Annotated in this window: 15 protein-coding genes; 5 read left to right on the forward strand and 10 right to left on the reverse strand. The window is 52.0% G+C overall.

The annotated features are described in order from the left end of the window. Positions 1 to 17: 17 nt before the first annotated feature. Together NQ018_RS08730 and NQ018_RS08735 are read right to left on the reverse strand one after the other, a co-directional pair. The gene (locus NQ018_RS08730) at positions 18 to 2,276 is read right to left on the reverse strand and encodes a phage/plasmid primase, P4 family (protein ID WP_257060410.1); all 2,259 of its coding nucleotides are present in this window, start codon (positions 2,274 to 2,276) and stop codon (positions 18 to 20) included. Further along, positions 2,273 to 2,698: a DUF7768 domain-containing protein gene (locus NQ018_RS08735; protein WP_257060412.1), complete on the reverse strand. Its 426-nt coding sequence runs from the start codon at positions 2,696 to 2,698 to the stop codon at positions 2,273 to 2,275. The genes NQ018_RS08730 and NQ018_RS08735 overlap by 4 nt, the downstream gene beginning before the upstream one ends. A 244-nt stretch (positions 2,699 to 2,942) precedes the next feature. Here NQ018_RS08735 and NQ018_RS08740 point away from each other — a divergent pair, with 244 nt between their 5' ends. After that, positions 2,943 to 3,707, forward strand: a complete 765-nt coding sequence (locus NQ018_RS08740) for a YfbU family protein (RefSeq protein WP_257060413.1) — start codon at positions 2,943 to 2,945, stop codon at positions 3,705 to 3,707. Positions 3,708 to 3,716: 9 nt separating this feature from the next. On the opposite strand, the gene NQ018_RS08745 is transcribed toward NQ018_RS08740, so the two are convergent. From NQ018_RS08745 to NQ018_RS08780, 8 genes are all read right to left on the reverse strand, one after another. Next, positions 3,717 to 5,657 (reverse strand): DNA polymerase, encoded by a 1,941-nt coding sequence (locus tag NQ018_RS08745; protein ID WP_257060414.1) that lies wholly within the window; start codon positions 5,655 to 5,657, stop codon positions 3,717 to 3,719. An 86-nt stretch (positions 5,658 to 5,743) separates the two neighbouring features. Next, complete coding sequence (locus tag NQ018_RS08750) at positions 5,744 to 6,307, reverse strand: DUF2815 family protein (protein WP_257060428.1); 564 nt, start codon at positions 6,305 to 6,307, stop codon at positions 5,744 to 5,746. Further along, positions 6,304 to 7,476 (reverse strand): DUF2800 domain-containing protein, encoded by a 1,173-nt coding sequence (locus tag NQ018_RS08755; protein ID WP_257060415.1) that lies wholly within the window; start codon positions 7,474 to 7,476, stop codon positions 6,304 to 6,306. Before NQ018_RS08755 ends, NQ018_RS08750 begins: the two co-directional genes overlap by 4 nt. Further along, positions 7,473 to 7,895, reverse strand: coding sequence for a hypothetical protein (locus NQ018_RS08760; RefSeq protein ID WP_257060416.1), 423 nt, complete (start codon positions 7,893 to 7,895; stop codon positions 7,473 to 7,475). The genes NQ018_RS08755 and NQ018_RS08760 overlap by 4 nt, the downstream gene beginning before the upstream one ends. Before the next feature lie 3 nt (positions 7,896 to 7,898). After that, on the reverse strand, positions 7,899 to 8,162 hold the full coding sequence (locus NQ018_RS08765) for a hypothetical protein (protein ID WP_257060417.1): 264 nt from the start codon (positions 8,160 to 8,162) through the stop codon (positions 7,899 to 7,901). A gap of 71 nt (positions 8,163 to 8,233) precedes the next feature. Further along, entirely contained in the window at positions 8,234 to 8,734 is a 501-nt protein-coding gene (locus tag NQ018_RS08770; RefSeq protein ID WP_257060418.1) for an RNA polymerase sigma factor, read from the reverse strand. Between the two features lie 460 nt (positions 8,735 to 9,194). After that, complete coding sequence (locus NQ018_RS08775) at positions 9,195 to 9,869, reverse strand: ImmA/IrrE family metallo-endopeptidase (RefSeq protein ID WP_257060419.1); 675 nt, start codon at positions 9,867 to 9,869, stop codon at positions 9,195 to 9,197. After that, positions 9,866 to 10,243, reverse strand: a complete 378-nt coding sequence (locus NQ018_RS08780; protein ID WP_257060421.1) for a helix-turn-helix domain-containing protein — start codon at positions 10,241 to 10,243, stop codon at positions 9,866 to 9,868. Before NQ018_RS08780 ends, NQ018_RS08775 begins: the two co-directional genes overlap by 4 nt. A gap of 252 nt (positions 10,244 to 10,495) precedes the next feature. On the opposite strand from NQ018_RS08780, the gene NQ018_RS11635 reads away from it, so the two are divergent. The 4 genes from NQ018_RS11635 to NQ018_RS08800 are packed head-to-tail and all read left to right on the forward strand — an operon-like array spanning position 10,496 to position 15,628. Continuing rightward, positions 10,496 to 11,440 carry a DNA cytosine methyltransferase gene (locus NQ018_RS11635; protein WP_257060422.1) on the forward strand — a complete coding sequence of 315 codons (945 nt, stop codon included), beginning with the start codon at positions 10,496 to 10,498 and terminating at the stop codon, positions 11,438 to 11,440. Then, entirely contained in the window at positions 11,427 to 12,317 is an 891-nt protein-coding gene (locus NQ018_RS08790) for a DNA cytosine methyltransferase (RefSeq protein WP_257060423.1), read from the forward strand. Before NQ018_RS11635 ends, NQ018_RS08790 begins: the two co-directional genes overlap by 14 nt. Before the next feature lie 7 nt (positions 12,318 to 12,324). After that, positions 12,325 to 14,169, forward strand: coding sequence for an AAA family ATPase (locus tag NQ018_RS08795; RefSeq protein WP_257060424.1), 1,845 nt, complete (start codon positions 12,325 to 12,327; stop codon positions 14,167 to 14,169). Continuing rightward, entirely contained in the window at positions 14,147 to 15,628 is a 1,482-nt protein-coding gene (locus tag NQ018_RS08800) for an LlaJI family restriction endonuclease (RefSeq protein WP_257060425.1), read from the forward strand. The genes NQ018_RS08795 and NQ018_RS08800 overlap by 23 nt, the downstream gene beginning before the upstream one ends. The last annotated feature ends 612 nt before the right edge of the window (positions 15,629 to 16,240 follow it).

Raw genomic sequence — 16,240 nt, forward strand, 5'->3', positions numbered from 1 at the left:
TGTCACTAGAAGCCCTGTCAGGCAGAAAACTCACTAGTGAGAGCAAGACCATGGACGAGCCTGGCGGTCGCGGTCCTAGAGCGGGTGAAGCCTGCCTGCTCAATTTGGGCGTAGAAGTCTGACTGATTCCTGGCCCATTCACCAGTACGTGCTGCCCAGGCTCGGTATTCCTCGTAAAGCTGCCCTGAGGGCTGTGAGAGTGATGGGTCGACGTCGCAGCATTCTTCAACGAACCGGCTAAACCAGTCATTGTTGTCCCTAAACGCGGCGATTGCGGCAGCTACTTTTTGTGGGTGCCGCAGTTTGTAGCCTTCAGCGTGGATGAGCTCCGCGCCATCGATAATCCAGGTCAAGATCGCACCGGCCGCGTTCTCAAACAGGTAATCCGCATAGTTCTTGATGTCTGCGTTACCTTCGATTTTCGCTTCGAACGGGATCACGATCAGACGCCGCCAAATACCAGCATCCATCGCACCCACCCTTGGTAAATGGTTGGTGTAGAGCACGAGCGTGTGGCTTGGGGTGAAAGCAAACGGAGCCTTGTATTTCTTCTCCGCATAAATCTCATCCGTGCTGGCGAGCTGCTTTACGTGACTGGTCGAGAGCCTTACGCCTTCTTCAAGCTCGGCTGCAATCAAGAGCCGTTTGCCTTTGGCTTCAGCGAGTTCGGGTTTCACGTTTCTGCGCATCCCAACGGTGAGGACATCGGCTGAAATGTTCCCCGAGTAGGTGCCGAGCACTCGGGCGAGAGTGTTCCAGAACGTGGATTTGCCGTTTCGGCCGTCACCGTAGGCGATAATCATCGCTTCAACCCGCACATACCCGAAAGCAGCGAGACCTACGATGCGTTGCACATAGGAGATGAGTTCTGGGTCGTTTTGGAAGAACACATTCAAAGCGTCCTCCCAAATCCGTGCGCCTTCATCGCTAGGAGTAACAGCGGTCTGCTTGGTGAACAGGTCACTTGCTTCATTTCCTCGGCCGCTGGTGATGCCTTCACGCAAATCGAAGGTGGTACCTGGGGTGTTGAGCAGGTAGGGGTTTGCGTCAAGCTCTGTCGGATCAATCTGCAAAAGGGTGCGGGATTCTCGCATGCAGGCACTGATGGCTTTTGATTCGCGGCGTTTGAGTACATATTTGTGGAAGGCTTCTGCTTCCTCAAACGCCTGGAACGCTTGGCGCTGTGCTGGGGTGAACATGCCCTGTGCTTTCGTGCGACTCATAGTGAGCAGGAGCGTGGTTGCTCCGGTTTCGTCTAAACGTTCGCGGGCGTCTTCTAGTTCAAGTTTTGCTTGTTCGAGTTGGCGGGTGGTGAGTTGCTGCGTCATGAGCTGGGCCATCGGGTCGGATTCTTCCCAAATCCCGTCACGGTAAACGAGCCAGTCGGTGGCTGGCGAGTAGCGCACACGGCCGAGGTAGTCGGTAGCGAAAACAGTTGCCTGCCCAACATCGGTGTAGTCATCAGGCTTTAAGCCAGATAGTTCTGCGTATTCTTCAGGGCTAATGTAGTTAGGGTTTTTCGCTACCTCACGGGCGAACCTGAGCGCTGAATGCCAGATCCGCTCCACCTCATCTTCTGGTAGTGGTGGGTTGCAGCGGTCAGCTTTGCGGTCGAAAAGGGAACGGGCTTCTGGGCTGTTGCCGTAACGGATCAAAACCCTGCCAGCGAACCTAGAGAGGGTCGCGTTGCGGGAGCCTTCCTGAATCAGCTCACTAGCCTCATCGAACTCTGCGAACAAGTCTCGCTTGGAAAGCCACGCCCCAACATCCGTGCTGCCAGCAAAGTACTGCACCCCAGCATCCGGGTTGCCGTAAATGAACCTGGCAGCGTCGGTCGCGTTAGCGTCAAAGAAGGCGTATTGGCCTGCGAGTTCTTTCTTTAGCTCCACATAGCCGGTGACGTCAGGGGTGCGTGGGATTGGGAAATAGACGTGAAATCGCGGTCTGGCAGACTTCGCACCCTTGGTTTTCAGGTGGTTGCGGCTGGTGGCCGTGTAAAACTCCACGTCTGGCAGGAGTTCTGCGAGTTTTGCTGGGGTGACCCATTCGAGCTGCCGGTCAGTATGGTCGTTATCAATATCCATGACCACACAGGTAGAGCCAATAAACCCGGTGGCGCTGCGTCTGCCGCCTTGGTATTCGGCAACGACATGGTCGAACGCGACCGCCTGTTTTAGGTCGGTTTCGCTGGTTATGTGGTGGTCGTGTGGGTACTGCACGTTTTGCGCGTTGCCTGCCTGGTGGCTGGTATAGATAGTGAATGCAGTCTGGTTCATCGGGTCACCTCGGTGAAGTCGATATCGAAAAAGCGAACAGGCAATCCAGCGTCTTTCGCCCAGGTGATTTCCAGTTTCATCCCGGCGCTGATGCGTGGCTGGTAGACCCAGATTTCGTCACAGCGAGAAAGCAGAATGTGGTTCATCTGCATCGCAAGTTCACGATCCAAGGGGTCTTCGTCGTCCATGAACTGCGGAAACACCAGGTGCGGGGCGATGGGTACGGTGCTTTTGGCGACGGCGACTGCTGAGAAAGAGCGGGCTAGGCGCACGTTGGTTTTGATGTCACCTGAGTAGGGTGAGCAAATGTAGACCACCGGCTTATCCAGGACAGTTAGGAGTGGGTGGTCTAGGTGGCGGGTTGCCATATAGGCGGTGGGGTCTGGGTAGCCCTCACTGTTGTAGAAACTGGAACGAGACATGTAGGTTCTTGCCTTCCTGGGCACCCGGGTCGAGAACAAAGGAAATTGGGTATGGGTGCTCACAGGTAGGCCAGTTGCACGTGGTTTGTTAACCCCCAGGCAGCAAGATTTTTGGGATTGCAAATATTGCTTTCAAGCGCATGGCATTTTGGTGACTGCGCAAGACAAACTTGCGAACTGTAATACGGTAAGACAGAATGTGTTATCGTTGTACTTGTTCAAAGATTTTGTTGAAAGGAGCGTCATGGCTACCGTGACCATTCGTCTAGAGGACGAACTAAAGAAAGACCTTGAGGCAGTTGCAGCAGGTCGAAACCAAAACGTCAGCGAACTAGTACGCGAACTGATCGAAGATTTCCTCTCACCAGGTGAGGTGGATCGACCGGGTACAGTGCTCGCACCAAAAACCCTGACCGCTTACGAGCGTCAATCGTTGGCTACTTTGCACCGTATCCTTGCCCGCCTAGTTGGTGACGATAACTTGGAAGACGGCGACAAGGAATACCAGCTACGCCAAGCCAAAATCTTAGAAAGTGGTTTCACTGGCCTATACGGTCAAGAGTTCATCGGGATCTCACCTGAACTCTCCCAAGCCGACTGCACGCTTGTAATGGATATCCTCGATATGTTCCGCATGATCGATGCAGGGCTCAAAGCGCTTGAAGAAGACGGCGAAACCCTAGATATCGACAACAAGTTCATGCTCACCTTCGACGGGTTCGACTTCCAAATTGAACGGGAAGCAGCAATGGCGGATCTCGTCAAATACTTCGTGGAAGAAGGTCGCTGGGTCGAGCACGCCAAGATGATTAAAGAGACGGGCGGAAACTCTCACGGTCAGCGCCTACCCATGTATCAAGCAATGCTTGGAGAATACAACGCAGTCATGGAAGCTCGCCGCCTCAATGGACGGGGATTTTCATACACCCCACTGAACAAGGAAGAAATCACTCAGATCGCAAATGCGAAAACGGGCGGACGGCAACTCAAAACAAGCAGAGAATGGTGACTTCGGTACCTAATCCTTCTGGTAAAAACCGCATTCGTACCCGTCAGCGGTAAGCGGTAACCCAACTGCCCACTTTGGTGTTTGGCTCATCAGCTCGCAAATCTCGGTGACGGTGGCGCTTGCGGTTTCGACCACGATTTCGTCATGTACGTGCATCACGATTTCATGCCCAGCTCTGCTGACATTGTGGAGAGCATGGGTGAGGAGATCGCGGGCGATTGCCTGCACCACATTCTCAGTCAATTTTCCACCGTAGGTCTCCAACTTGCCCCACTTTCGCGATGGGGTGAGACCCATGTAGGTGATCGCATCACGGCCGAACTGGTTCACCTCGAGCTTGGGCTGTTGGTACGCGAGTTTCCTACCAGAGGGCAGCTGGATTGTGAGTAGTTCGCGGGTAGCGGTGATGATGAGTCCTGCGTGGTGTTGTGGGGTGCGAGTTTGGATCGCTTCGATAGTTTTTGCTTCCAGCTCCCACCAAAGTTTCACAATGGCAGGGTTGGCGGAACGCCAAGCGTCAACCAGCGGCTTCAACTCATTTTCTTTGAGTCCCATGTCGAGAGCGCCCATAGCCTTCAACGCACCAACTGAGCCGCCATAGCCACAGGCTAGTTCAGCAATTTTGCCTTTCTGCCTAAGTTCCGCATTTGGGCCGTGTTTTTCAACCGGCACACCAAACATCTCTGATGCTGATTGGCAGTAGATGTCGCCGCCTTGCTCGAAGAGCTCTAGCCGCCAATCCTCACCAGCAAGCCACGCAATCACCCTGGCTTCAATCGCACTGAAGTCTGCAACCACAAACCTGCACCCACGTTTCGGAATGAAAGCAGTGCGCACAAGCTGACTGAGCGTATCCGGCACGGAGGGATACAGCAGCTCCAAAGCATCACCATCACCAACAGAAACCAGTGCCCGAGCTTCAGCCAGGTCAGGCAGATAGTTTCGTGGCAGATTCTGCACTTGAATAAGACGGCCAGCAAACCTGCCTGTGCGCCCTGCGCCATAGAACTGAATGAGCCCACGCGCACGATTATCACCACCTGCCACGTTCTGCATAGCCTGGTACTTCTTCACTGATGAACGCGACAACTCACCGCGTAACTCCAAAACCTCAGCCACCACACCACTCGCTTCAGCCTGGGCTTTAGCCACAGCATCCTTCGTCAGCGACTCCAACTCACACCCATTCTCAGCCAGCCACTCTTTGAGCTGAATCGGCGAATTCGGATTCTCCAAACCAGTCAACCTCCGAGCATGATGTAGGCGGCGCTCGCGGTAGGCATCATCAACCACGACTGCGTTATCTGCGAGATTGCGGTCGATGAGAATGCCGCGGTCGTTGATGGTTTGGTCAAGCCAATACGTCTCCCACTCACTTGCCGGTACCGGGCGGGAGGAGAGAGCACTTTGAAGTTCCAGTTCAACTTCCACATCTCTGCTGCAGTATTGCTTGAACAAGAGCCATGATGTTGGGTCGTCTGCGGCTGTGGTTTGCTGGCCTTTGCGATTTGGTACTGAGAACTTGGAGATGAGTTTCTTGCCCTCAACCATTTTCTGAGCCTGCAAACCAAGCACTTGAGCGACCTGATCTAGTGACTGTGGCAGGCCGAGGGTTGCTGCCCACACCATCGAGCACTGCCACCCGCGAGGATCCAAAAACCCAGCGTCCAGAAGCTCTGGGTGCGTTTTGCGCAGGTAGGCGGAGATGCAGATGCGCTCGAAAGTCGCGTTGAAAGCCGACTTCACCACGCTCGTATCAAACAACGCATCGACCACCTCAGAAGGGAGCTGTTCGCCGTTTGCAATATCAACTACCTGCACCGGGGCGTGATCAATCGAGTAGGCGAACAGGAGAAGTTGGAATTCTGGGTGTTCTGCGTAGCGGTATACGCCTGTGCGGGAGAGTGGTTCTGGGCCGTAGGATTCGATGTCGATGGAGAGCTGATGCATGAAGCTACCTAACGAAGTCAGAGAAAAAGAAAGAGCAGGGGTGACACCACAGGAATTTGTGATGCCACCCCCAAATCGGTGAGTGGTTAGCTCAGAAAATCGTCCTGGGCGGTGGTGCCGAATGCGGTGAATTCGCTTTCAGCAGAAGCCTGACCACCACCAAGAGCCTCGCCGTCGCGGGTTTTCTGGATATTGCCGAGTCCGACAGCGATGCCCTTGTTGCCGTTCGTGTTGAACGCGTAGAAGTTCAGGCTGACGCGGGCGTAGCAGCCGGAGTACACTTCTGCGCGGTCAAGGATTGGTCGCACCTGTGCGTCCACAATTTGTGGCGGCTTGTTCTCGTTCGCATTCGCGTTCAAGAAAAAGCTGCCTGCGTAAGCCTCGTCATCACGTTCGGTGTCACCGTCACGCAACGGGAGCTTGAGGGCTGCCTTGTTTGGCTTCTTGCCACCAAACTTTGCGATGCCTTGTTCGATGGCGGCATCGATAGCGTTCTCAATTGCCTGGATGGTTGCAGTGTCGGTCTTCGGAATAATGAGCGACACCGAGTATTTCGGCTTTGAGCCCTGGATAGAGGCTGGCTCCCACACGTTAGCGTAGGACAGGCGTACTTCACCGGTGATTACTTTGGTTGCAGACATGGGTGTTATTTCCCTTCGTTAGTGATTGGTGTGAATTCGTCATTCACGGTTTGAATGTTCATTGCCGGGCGCTTATCGGCCTCTGGCACTAGTGCAGGTTTGCCTGCAGGTTTGATGACCAGGTCACCGAGCAGCTCGTTGAACTGTTTCTTGCCCAGGAGCTTTTCCAGGGCGGTGATGGTCGCGAGCTTCTTCATCCAAATATCGGTGTGCCCGGCAGCTTCAAGAACGGCAGCGACTTCTGCTTCACTCTTGTATTTGCGGATCGAGCGACCCTCCACGACTTTGAAGCCAGGCCACTTCTTGCCTTGATTGACCGCCATCCCAGTCGCGTAGGCCTCCACATCGGACGCCCACTTCGTCAGGAGCGGAATCTGGGTGAGTATCTCGCTGATTTCCGCATCAGTGAGCTCTACTGCGGGTTTGAACTCATGGCGTGCAAGGGCAAGGTTTGCTTCTGCTCGTTTCTTACATGTTGCGGCGATACGGCAGAACTGGCACCAGGTGCCGGCCTGGAATTCACCCTCACCGTTCGCGGCGAGCTCTGCGGCTGGCTTGACCGTGGTCTCGCCCCAGTGCTCGAGCTCAGCACGGGTGAGCGTCCAAGAGGAGATGTTTTCTCGCCTTGGCTGGTGAATGGTCTGCGTGATGGTGTCGATGTCGTAGAGCTGCCCAAACACGTTCAGCGCACCAAGCCCATAGAGCATGGCCTGCGGGTTGTGCTCAACTTCCACCAGCACGCCTTGTCCGTATTTGAAGTCGATGACCTCCATGCGGTTACCGCTGATAATCAAGCAATCTGCGGTGCCAAAACCGCCTGGGACGAGGTGGCTGAAATCCAGCCGCTGCTCAATTGCCACCACCGCAGACGCATCCTCACCAAAGGCGTGCTTCGCGCGCTCTAAAACGAACTGGGCGTAGTCATCGGTATGGGTTTCCATCTCTGGGCCGTCCCACTCAGAGACCGGGCGTTTGCCGGCATCTTGCTTGAGGTGGTCGAGTGCTGTGCGGATTTTCCACTCCGACAAGGCGTGTGCGGCGGTGCCTTCAGCGGCGGCAGGTGATGAATCATCACCGTGCTCGCTACGGTAGGCAGCTTCAAGCAGAGCTGAGGGCGGGCAGTTCAGCCATCGGTGCGACCCAGACGCGCTCAAGGTTGCATGCTGGGTGGGGCTCATGAGGAGATCTCCTGAACCTGTTCAAGGAGCCACCCGTACTTTGCAGGGTCAACCTCGCTGAGTTTCGAGACACCAGTCTGCTCGATCAGTGCTCGCACCTTATCGGTGTGACCTGCCTGCGAAGCTGCCGCCAGAGCGGTGCGCAACTGAACCAAAGAAACCTCTGGCACTACAGGCTCAGGCGCTGCCTCTTCTGCAGGTGTCTGTTGTGCTGGTGGCTGCTTGGGTGCTGGGCGGTTTTCAGGGGTGAGCTGTTCCAGGATTGCTGGGGTTAAGAGTTCTGCTGCGCTGGTTGGTGCAAAGCCGTGGTCGCAATGTTCCCAGGCTTCGTTCTCGAGTGACTTTGCGATTGCGCAGGCTGCTTCGGCCAGCTTGTTTAACGCATCAATGCGGGCGTTGAGTTCCATCAAGTTCGCCATGGTTTATTCACCAGCCTTTCGTGCAACGGTGGAGGGGTGGCGGCTGATCGCGTCAGCCAACGCCATCAGGTCATCATCTTTGCGGGTTACCTGCACCTCGACTGCATCAATGTCTTTGCCTGGGAGCAGGACAGCGATTTGGTGCTGTGGGGTGGTGGTGCCGAAGATGCGGCGCATCATGCGGCCAGTTACTTTGGTTTTCTTTGCCGCAAGCATGGCGTCAGGTGCGGGGGTCTTGGTGACCTTGAGCTTGAGTCGTGAACCCATCGTGTGGGGCTCCTTCCGGTCGAATCTGTAGGTGAGAACCGGATTGTTCTCACTAGTAGGCCACTGAGCGCTCATTTGTTAAGCCCCTGTTCTGAAATTTCTTGTGCGACTTTTTCGCGGATCTTTCCAAGCAGCGTGGAGACAGCAGCTTTAGAGATGCCCATGATTGGGGCGACCTCGGTGACAGAGTGGTTTTCTTCGACCACAAGCTGGTAAGCCTGCAGCTGGCGCGGTGGGAGATCTGCGACCACACGGTTGATTGCGCGGCTTAGTTCCATCAGCTCCCAGGAGCGGTCTGCGCCATGGGTGGCGATGTCGGCCTGGTTGCCGTGTTCGTTGTATGCCTCGAGGCTGATGTTTGAGGTTTGTCGGTCTTGACGGTTGTGCTGGTGCCAGCCGTTGTATTCCTTGCGGTTCAGCTCATCGATGATGACTTGTGCTGTGCGTGGCTCAACGGGGTGGCCAGCTTCGGCGGCGCGGGTTTCTTGGTCGCGCCTAATCATTTCGGTGAAGTCGCCCTCTGGGATATCGAGGGTGATGAGGTTGTCGTTGTCGCGGATGGTGATTTCCATGGCGCTTGTGCCTTTCGGTAGGGATCCGAAAGAAGCGCCGGTCCGCAAGAATGCGAAAGACGGGCAGAATCACGCATCTACCTGCTCTGAGGTAGTGGTTTGCGTGATCCTTGCCCGTCTTTGCGGTTCTAACGGATCGAATGAAGTGATCTAGTTATTCAGTTATGAAAAAGGTGTTTGCTCGTCAGGCTCGTTTGTGGAGTCTGTCTTGCGGGATGGGTTCGTTGAGGCTGAAGACGTGGCCTTGTTCGAACCAGAGGTAGGTGCGGCATCCTTTGACTTGTATTTCGATGAGTTCCAAGTCTTCGTCGACCTTGCAGATTGTTTTGCCTTTTGCGTTCTTGATGGTTTTCAACTTCCGATTGTCACCGGTCCTTTCATCATGTGTTTACTTGTTAGCAAACTTGTGAACAAAGTGGGTAAAAAAATGGTACGCCAACCATTCAGGTGGGCATACCCTTTATGCGGCGAGCTTCAACGTGTCAATACGAATAGCAACCGACTGACGCGAAACGCCAAACAAATCGGCAAGTGCCTGCACGATATCCTCCTTCTCTGATTGATCTTCAATGGAAAACCACCCACCAGGGGCGAGGTCTTTAAACGCTAGGCGAAACGCAGGCTGCGGCATCAGTAGGGCTGCGCCAAACTGGTTAGCCTGCCACTCAGCAGAACTGGCATACTTCTGTGGCATCTCGCACCCATCAAGCGGGTCAACACGATGCTCCTGAATCGGAGCGAGCACGGAGTTTGTATGCTCGAAGCACTTCTTGTGTAAATGCAGATGCCCGCACTCGTGCGCCACCGTGAATCGCTCCCTGCATTCAGGTGAGTCCGCGAGCGCCTTGCTGTCCAGAACGATGGTGTTTTCAGAGAGTTGCACTCGACGCTTGCCGCCACGCGGCCCAAAAGTGTTCACCTTGCCATCACGCAAGACGGATAGCCCAAGAATGGTGTCGTCAGTCGAGAGGCGGTGGTAGTCGATGGTGGCGTTGAGTTGAAACTCGGCCAGGTAATGGATGTCGATGATGCAGGGCTCATGGACTGCGTCTTTACCGAAAGTTGCGTTGACCAGGTTCATTGCCATTGCTTCGATGGTGAAGCGCTCGAGGTAAGGGATGTGGACATTGGTCAACGGCGGCCACCGTCGCCTTCGATGATGTCGATGATCTTCTGCCAGTCCTTGTCAGAGTAGTTGCGATCCTTAGCGCGACGAAGCGCGACTCGAGCGTTATCGGTTTCCCGGATGTACTCAGTTAGGTCAGTAGGAGTCTGATCATCCCGGGTCAGAGCCGCCAGATCGTACATTTCTTCCCGCTCGGCAGGGGTGAGCGCCAGGGCGGTAGCGATGGTTTCGAGCTTGCTGTCAGGGGCAGCGCGGCGGCCCTTCTCGATGTCAGAGAGGTACGGTGCAGTCATGTCTGCCTTTTCGGCAAAGGCACGCATGGTCAGCTGTGCCGCCTTGCGCTTGGTCTCTATGAACTTCCCAAACTTTAGGTGACTATCCATGGCGGCGGCTCCGATTACTCTTGTTCGCTAACATGCTTACAAGTGTATCTTAGGATTCGCCTTAGGGCAAAGATGGAGCGAGACTCCGTCTAGCTTTTCAAATAGTTTTTGAACTGCGCGGCAAATAGTTGACTCGCTATCAGGCACATGTCGATGCTGCTTTTCATGCCCGCGCCGAAGCCAGACTTTGGTGGCATCCTGAGGTAAAATTGCTGACTAGGCAATTGCCGGAATTAGCTTCAAAGATCGGGTGTGAGTCGGATTTCAGATGGACAAAGTCTTAAGGTAGTCGACCTCTTTGCTGGGTGCGGAGGCATGTCGTTGGGGTTCCAGCGTGCAGGTTTTGATATTCAGCTTGGTATCGACCATTGGCAACCGGCTGTAGACACATATAAAGCCAACTTTGATCATGTAGTTCTTCAGCATGACCTGTCGGATGTTGATGGCACCCTGTCCGTTCTTGCAGACTACAACATTGATCTGATTATCGGCGGTCCACCATGTCAAGACTTCTCAACCGCAGGTCACCAAGATGAGACTCGTGGACGTGCGGCTCTGTCGATCTCTTTCGCAGAAACAGTGGCAGCGATTAAACCAGCATGGTTTGTCATGGAAAATGTCGCGACAGCTTATCGCTACCAATCATTTCAAAATGCACTACAACTGTTTTCGTCAAACGGATACGGCCTCTCAGTAGTCACACTAGACGCAGCCTTGTGTGGCGTCCCTCAGAAGCGAAAGCGTTTGTTTGTTATTGGCGAACTTGGCGGCGAGAATGCCCGTCTAGAAAAAGCCCTAATTGAAGGTCAGGATACGAAGCCGCTCACTATGAGGGAATACTTCGGCAATGAGCTAGAAATCGAACATTATTTCAGGGTTCCGACAAACTACTCGCGACGAGGTGTTTTTAGTGTCGATGAACCCTCAATGACTATTCGCGGTGTAGAACGCCCCATTCCTCCTGGGTATAAAGGGCACCCAAACGACAGCGCCCCGATCTCATCAGTGCGAACACTGACTGTTTCCGAGAGAAGTAGGGTTCAAACATTCCCCAAGGGATTTAAATTCTGCGGTAGCAAATCCGATCAGAATCAACTCATCGGAAATGCGGTACCTGTTAATCTTGCCGCCTACGTAGCTGAAACACTTCGTAACCACATCTGCGTCCAGGAGGTGACTCGCCATGAAAGCAATTGATCTCTTTGCTGGATGTGGTGGCCTATCAAAAGGGCTAGAACTAGCCGGCATTGAAGTAGTAGCTGCTGTGGATCATTGGAAAGCAGCTCGAGAAATTTATGAAGCAAATTTTGAACATCCCATCTTGGACTTGGATCTTTCCCAACCAGAGTCTGAAGAGTTTTTATCCTCATTTGCTCCACAAATAGTTGCTGGTGGACCCCCCTGCCAGGACTTTTCTATTTCCGGTAAGCGCCAAGAAGGGGAGCGGGCAAACCTAACAATCAGGTTTGGTGAAATCGTAGCGAGCGTTAAGCCGACATGGGTTTTGTTCGAAAACGTGTATAACATTCAGCGATTTAAAACTCTCAGCCGGTTGAAAGAAGTATTGAAAGATGCCGGCTACGGGTTGAGTGAAACAGTACTTGATGCAAGCTATTTTGGTGTTCCCCAAAAGCGGAAAAGGTACTTTCTTGTAGGTCGGATGGATGAAGCTGACGGATTCTTCGATTCCTATTTTCAAAAATACGCTTTCGAAGAGCCTATGACGGTGGCAGAGTACTTTGGCGAAAGTCTAAATACTGACTTCTATTACATGCATCCTCGAAGTTACGCCCGTAGGGCTGTCTTCTCTGTGAATGAGCCCGCAGCAACGATTAGGGGAATAAATCGGCCGATCCCAAAAAACTATCGTAAACATACAGCAGATGCTGCCTCGATTGAAGAAGGTGTTCGATCTCTGACAACAAGAGAAAGAGCAAAAATTCAGAGTTTCCCTGACGATTTTGTATTGCAGGGAGCGACAACTTCCGTTGAACTTGCAATTGGGAACGCCGTTCCCCCGCTTCTCGCGAAAGCAGTAGCGTCATCTATTTTGAGTTTCGAGCAGGAAAGGTAGTGCGACTATGGCAGTAAAACACGGCTACTTCGCCGAAGTTCAGAGCTATAAAACCTATGAAGGTAAAGACTTTGATTTTCACTTCGATTACAACGCAAACAGTGGTGGGGGTCAAGCGTTTCTTGGCGGAACTTTTGAGCTGGACGGTGAGGCAACTTCGCCGCGTGAGCTGGACGGTGCAACCGCACAGTTTGCATTGCAATTCACTGATGGGGATGGAAAGTCTCAAACCATCAGTCTCGGCGGAAGCGCGGGCGTCAACTACCTCATTAAGCCAAGAGGTAAGGGGAGCCAATCTGTAAAATTGGAGGTCGATGGCAGACCGAACCCTAGTCGATTGTTGAGCGTTGCGCTGCTGCTCCCGGAACCAACAGGAGTCGGAAAAAGTAGTTTTGTAGAACACTCGCCGCTTGCCCACAAAAATTATTGGGTTCGTTCAATGTGGTTAGGCGTCGATCAGCTTTCCGCTAATGCATTTCAGTTTCTCGTGCGCGATGTTGTTGTCTCCGGTAAGAAGTTCCAAGGGGAAACAGCAGAAGAATTTAGATTCTTTAAACTTGATATCCAAGCTCGTGTCACTGATTTGCTTAGTTTGGATATTGAGCAACTCGCAATCTCTGAATCCGCTAAAAATGCGATCATAAAGTTTCAAAAGTACTTCGCAGGCGAGGATCAGTTTGACTTTGAGAAGCTAAACACGGCCCGTACGGAGCTATTGCAAGGGCTATCTCAGCAGTATCCATCTGAATTCTCGGGGAGTATTGATCCTCTACCATTTTTGCAGAGACTGACTGGGGCAAAGGAGCAAATTGACATTATTCCAGCAGCGCAAGTTAGTGGCCTAAGTAGGAATCTGATTTATTTTGGCGCTCCAGGTGTCGGTAAGTCCAGGACGCTGTCAAAGCTGGCAAATACCCACTTCTCAAGTGAGAACATCCGCCGCATCACGTTCTATCCGGACTACGGCTATCCACAATTTTTTGGGTCATATAAGCCGATTAGCGTCGCGAACGATGATTCGTCGTCGGGAGCAACAGAAATTCAATACCGCTTTGTTCCGGGTCCGCTTTTCGAGGCGACTCTACAAGCATTGGCCACCCCTGAGCAGGATTTTCTTCTAATAGTAGAGGAGATCAACCGTTCTAACCCCGCCTCGGTGTTTGGCGATGTCTTCCAGCTCTTAGATCGAAGCCCTACCCAAGAGAGCACCTATAGCATTCGTGTAGCAGCTGAAGTACTTGAATATGTGCGTTCTCGTTACGGCGCTGAAACGAACTCAATTCTCTTGAAGAATCTACTTAGCTGTGGGGAGCTCAAGTTACCTTCAAATCTGTATCTTTGGGCAACGATGAACAGTGCAGACCAGGGGGTATTCCCCATGGATACCGCGTTTAGGCGAAGGTGGGATTTTCAATATCTAAATGTAAACGAGAATGAATCAGACATTCTTGAGTATGTGGTGGAGCTTGGAGCTCAGCGGGTGCGTGTACGCTGGAACGATCTGCGAAAGGCTATAAATCAGCGCCTTATTGATCTGCGAATCAATGAGGATAAGCTGCTTGGAACATTCTTCCTACCGCCTCGAACTTTTGAAGATGCAGATGTCTTCAACAAAGCCTTCAAGAACAAAGTTCTGCTATATCTGTTCGAAGATGTCGCTAAGTCTAGAAGAGAAGCGGTATTCGTCGATGGCGGTCGGAAAACTTTTGCTATGTTGCAGGCGGAGTTCGATGCCTTCGGGCACAAGATTTTTAATGATCTCCCTTCGATTGAAGAAATCGATGAGACTGATGTCGACACTTTAGCCGTTCAAGTGGAGGATTCCGCTAGTGAAGATAATCAAGGAACTTGAGCTTAATCAGTTCACTGTCTCTGACCTTTCAAATGTTCTCGATCTGCCATTTAGTGAAACTGTAGAAGTCATTAAGGAACTGGCAATCAGGAATGTAATCCGGAAAGTCGATAAAAGCTCTGGTTTCGGATTGCTGGCAAAGGTTAGTGAACAAGACAGGTTTTACTACAACTTTTGTGGTGTCGTAGCTTTTCAGGACTTTGTGTTTTTGCTTGGGCCGAAGTATCTCAAAGAATACGGATTCGATGAAGACCATTTTGCTCTGATCTTAAAGGTGCTTCAAAAGGAGCACGCTTATCTGAGTCAGATTGGAGAACCAGAAGACCTTATGGAATCTGGCACTAGTCGTAGTGCTCTGGTACTGGCGCTTGTTGAGAGCTATCTTGAGCATGGGTTGCTTTCCAGAACTCAAAACTATCTTGCACTAAACGGCAATGGAGTGACCAATTGGCTACAAACTATTAGCCGTTGTGAACCTATTTTTCAGAATGGACGTCCTTTGTATTTGGACGTAGTAACCCATCAATCGACTGTGGTAACTGATGATTTGGTCAGTGATATTCACAAAGCTGTAGTTGCAGAATGCCTTGACATTGTCGATAAGTCATTTATCGGTCAAATAGTAGGAATCGATGACAAGATTGAGGCTCCTCGCTGTTTAAGTGAGATTGGGGACAGAGAGTACCTTATCTCAGCACTTAAACGTTCGCTTTCGCTGGAATTCGTAACTTGGAAGCAAGAAACTCTGAACTTGCTTTTGGCATATGTCGAGGGCTCAGGTTTGGAATCTTCTGTGTCATCCATTTTTTCACTCGGCACCACTGCTTTCAATTTGGTGTGGGAGCGTGCATGCAAGTTTGTTTTTAGTGATGACCTCAAGACCAATCTGCCTACGAACAAGGATGCGCAGCAGTTCACCAGTTCAGGCAAAGACAACAAAACGCTCATTGACGAGATTCCTAAACCTGTCTGGGTACTTACCGACGGCTCCGAAAACGAGGCTGCTCATACGCTGACTCCGGATACGGTGAAGATTGGTGCGTTTGAGGGACTTGGAAGGTACATGCTGATTGTGGACGCAAAGTACTATGCTCCTACTTTTGAAGATTCAGTCGAGAATGCACCGGGAATCGAATCCATTACAAAACAGTTTCTCTACCAAAGAGCGTTTGCGAAATTTATTAACGAGAACAAAATTAAGCAAATTGCAAATGTATTCGTGTTTCCTTCTTACGGTGATTGTATGGAGCGCCCCGCTGAGGTTCGACTTCCCGGACTGTTTGATGAATCATCGCCGATGCCATCAAAGATCGGTCAGTGGATGATTCCTGCTAAAGATGTATTTGAGGCTTATATCAGTGGGACTCGGAAATTTGGTTATGAGCTGGTTCGTACCATTTTGAGTTCAGAGCATCAAACAGTTGAAGGTTCACCATTGCACGATGTTCGCGTGGTCTAACAAGCGTGGGTTCACTCAACACGAGGTGCGATAAAGCCGTCGTGGTGCCGAACGGAATGGCAAGCAACTACAAGTGAGATGCAGGCAGTTAACGACTGCGTTAAAACCTTTGTTTTCAAGGGAAAATACGGGTATCGAGCACCCGATGGCTGCCAGGGGCTTTGTATCCTTTATTGAGTGCAAACAACTATTAGGACTACCTTTGTGATACAAATGCACGAAGGTAGTCCTTTTTCATTTCCAGCATCTCACCCCACAACGAAGCTCTAAAAGACCTGGTCAGAAAGATTTCTTTTAGACTTTTGTGTTAAGTGTGGTGTCGCTGGTGACGCGGGTTCGACACCCACTAGGTCTAGTCGCGATTCAGGCAGCAAAAAGGCCACCACCCCGTGATAGGAATGATGGCCTGAATAGTTTATGGTTGGCTGGTCTTCGGGGATAACTTGTCGCACCGCTTGCACAACCTACGCTTGGCGTAGTTGCCCCTGAGGTTACCCTCGTTTAGTGGACACCCTATTTGTACGGATCTTGTGTCCGTAGGAGAGGATGTTCATTGTGAGTCAACAGCGCAAGAAGTACACGCCGGAGTACCGGCGTGAGGCCGCGAACCTG

Origin of the sequence: Corynebacterium kozikiae, assembly GCF_024580965.1 — a bacterium.
GTDB classification, from domain to species: domain Bacteria; phylum Actinomycetota; class Actinomycetes; order Mycobacteriales; family Mycobacteriaceae; genus Corynebacterium; species Corynebacterium kozikiae.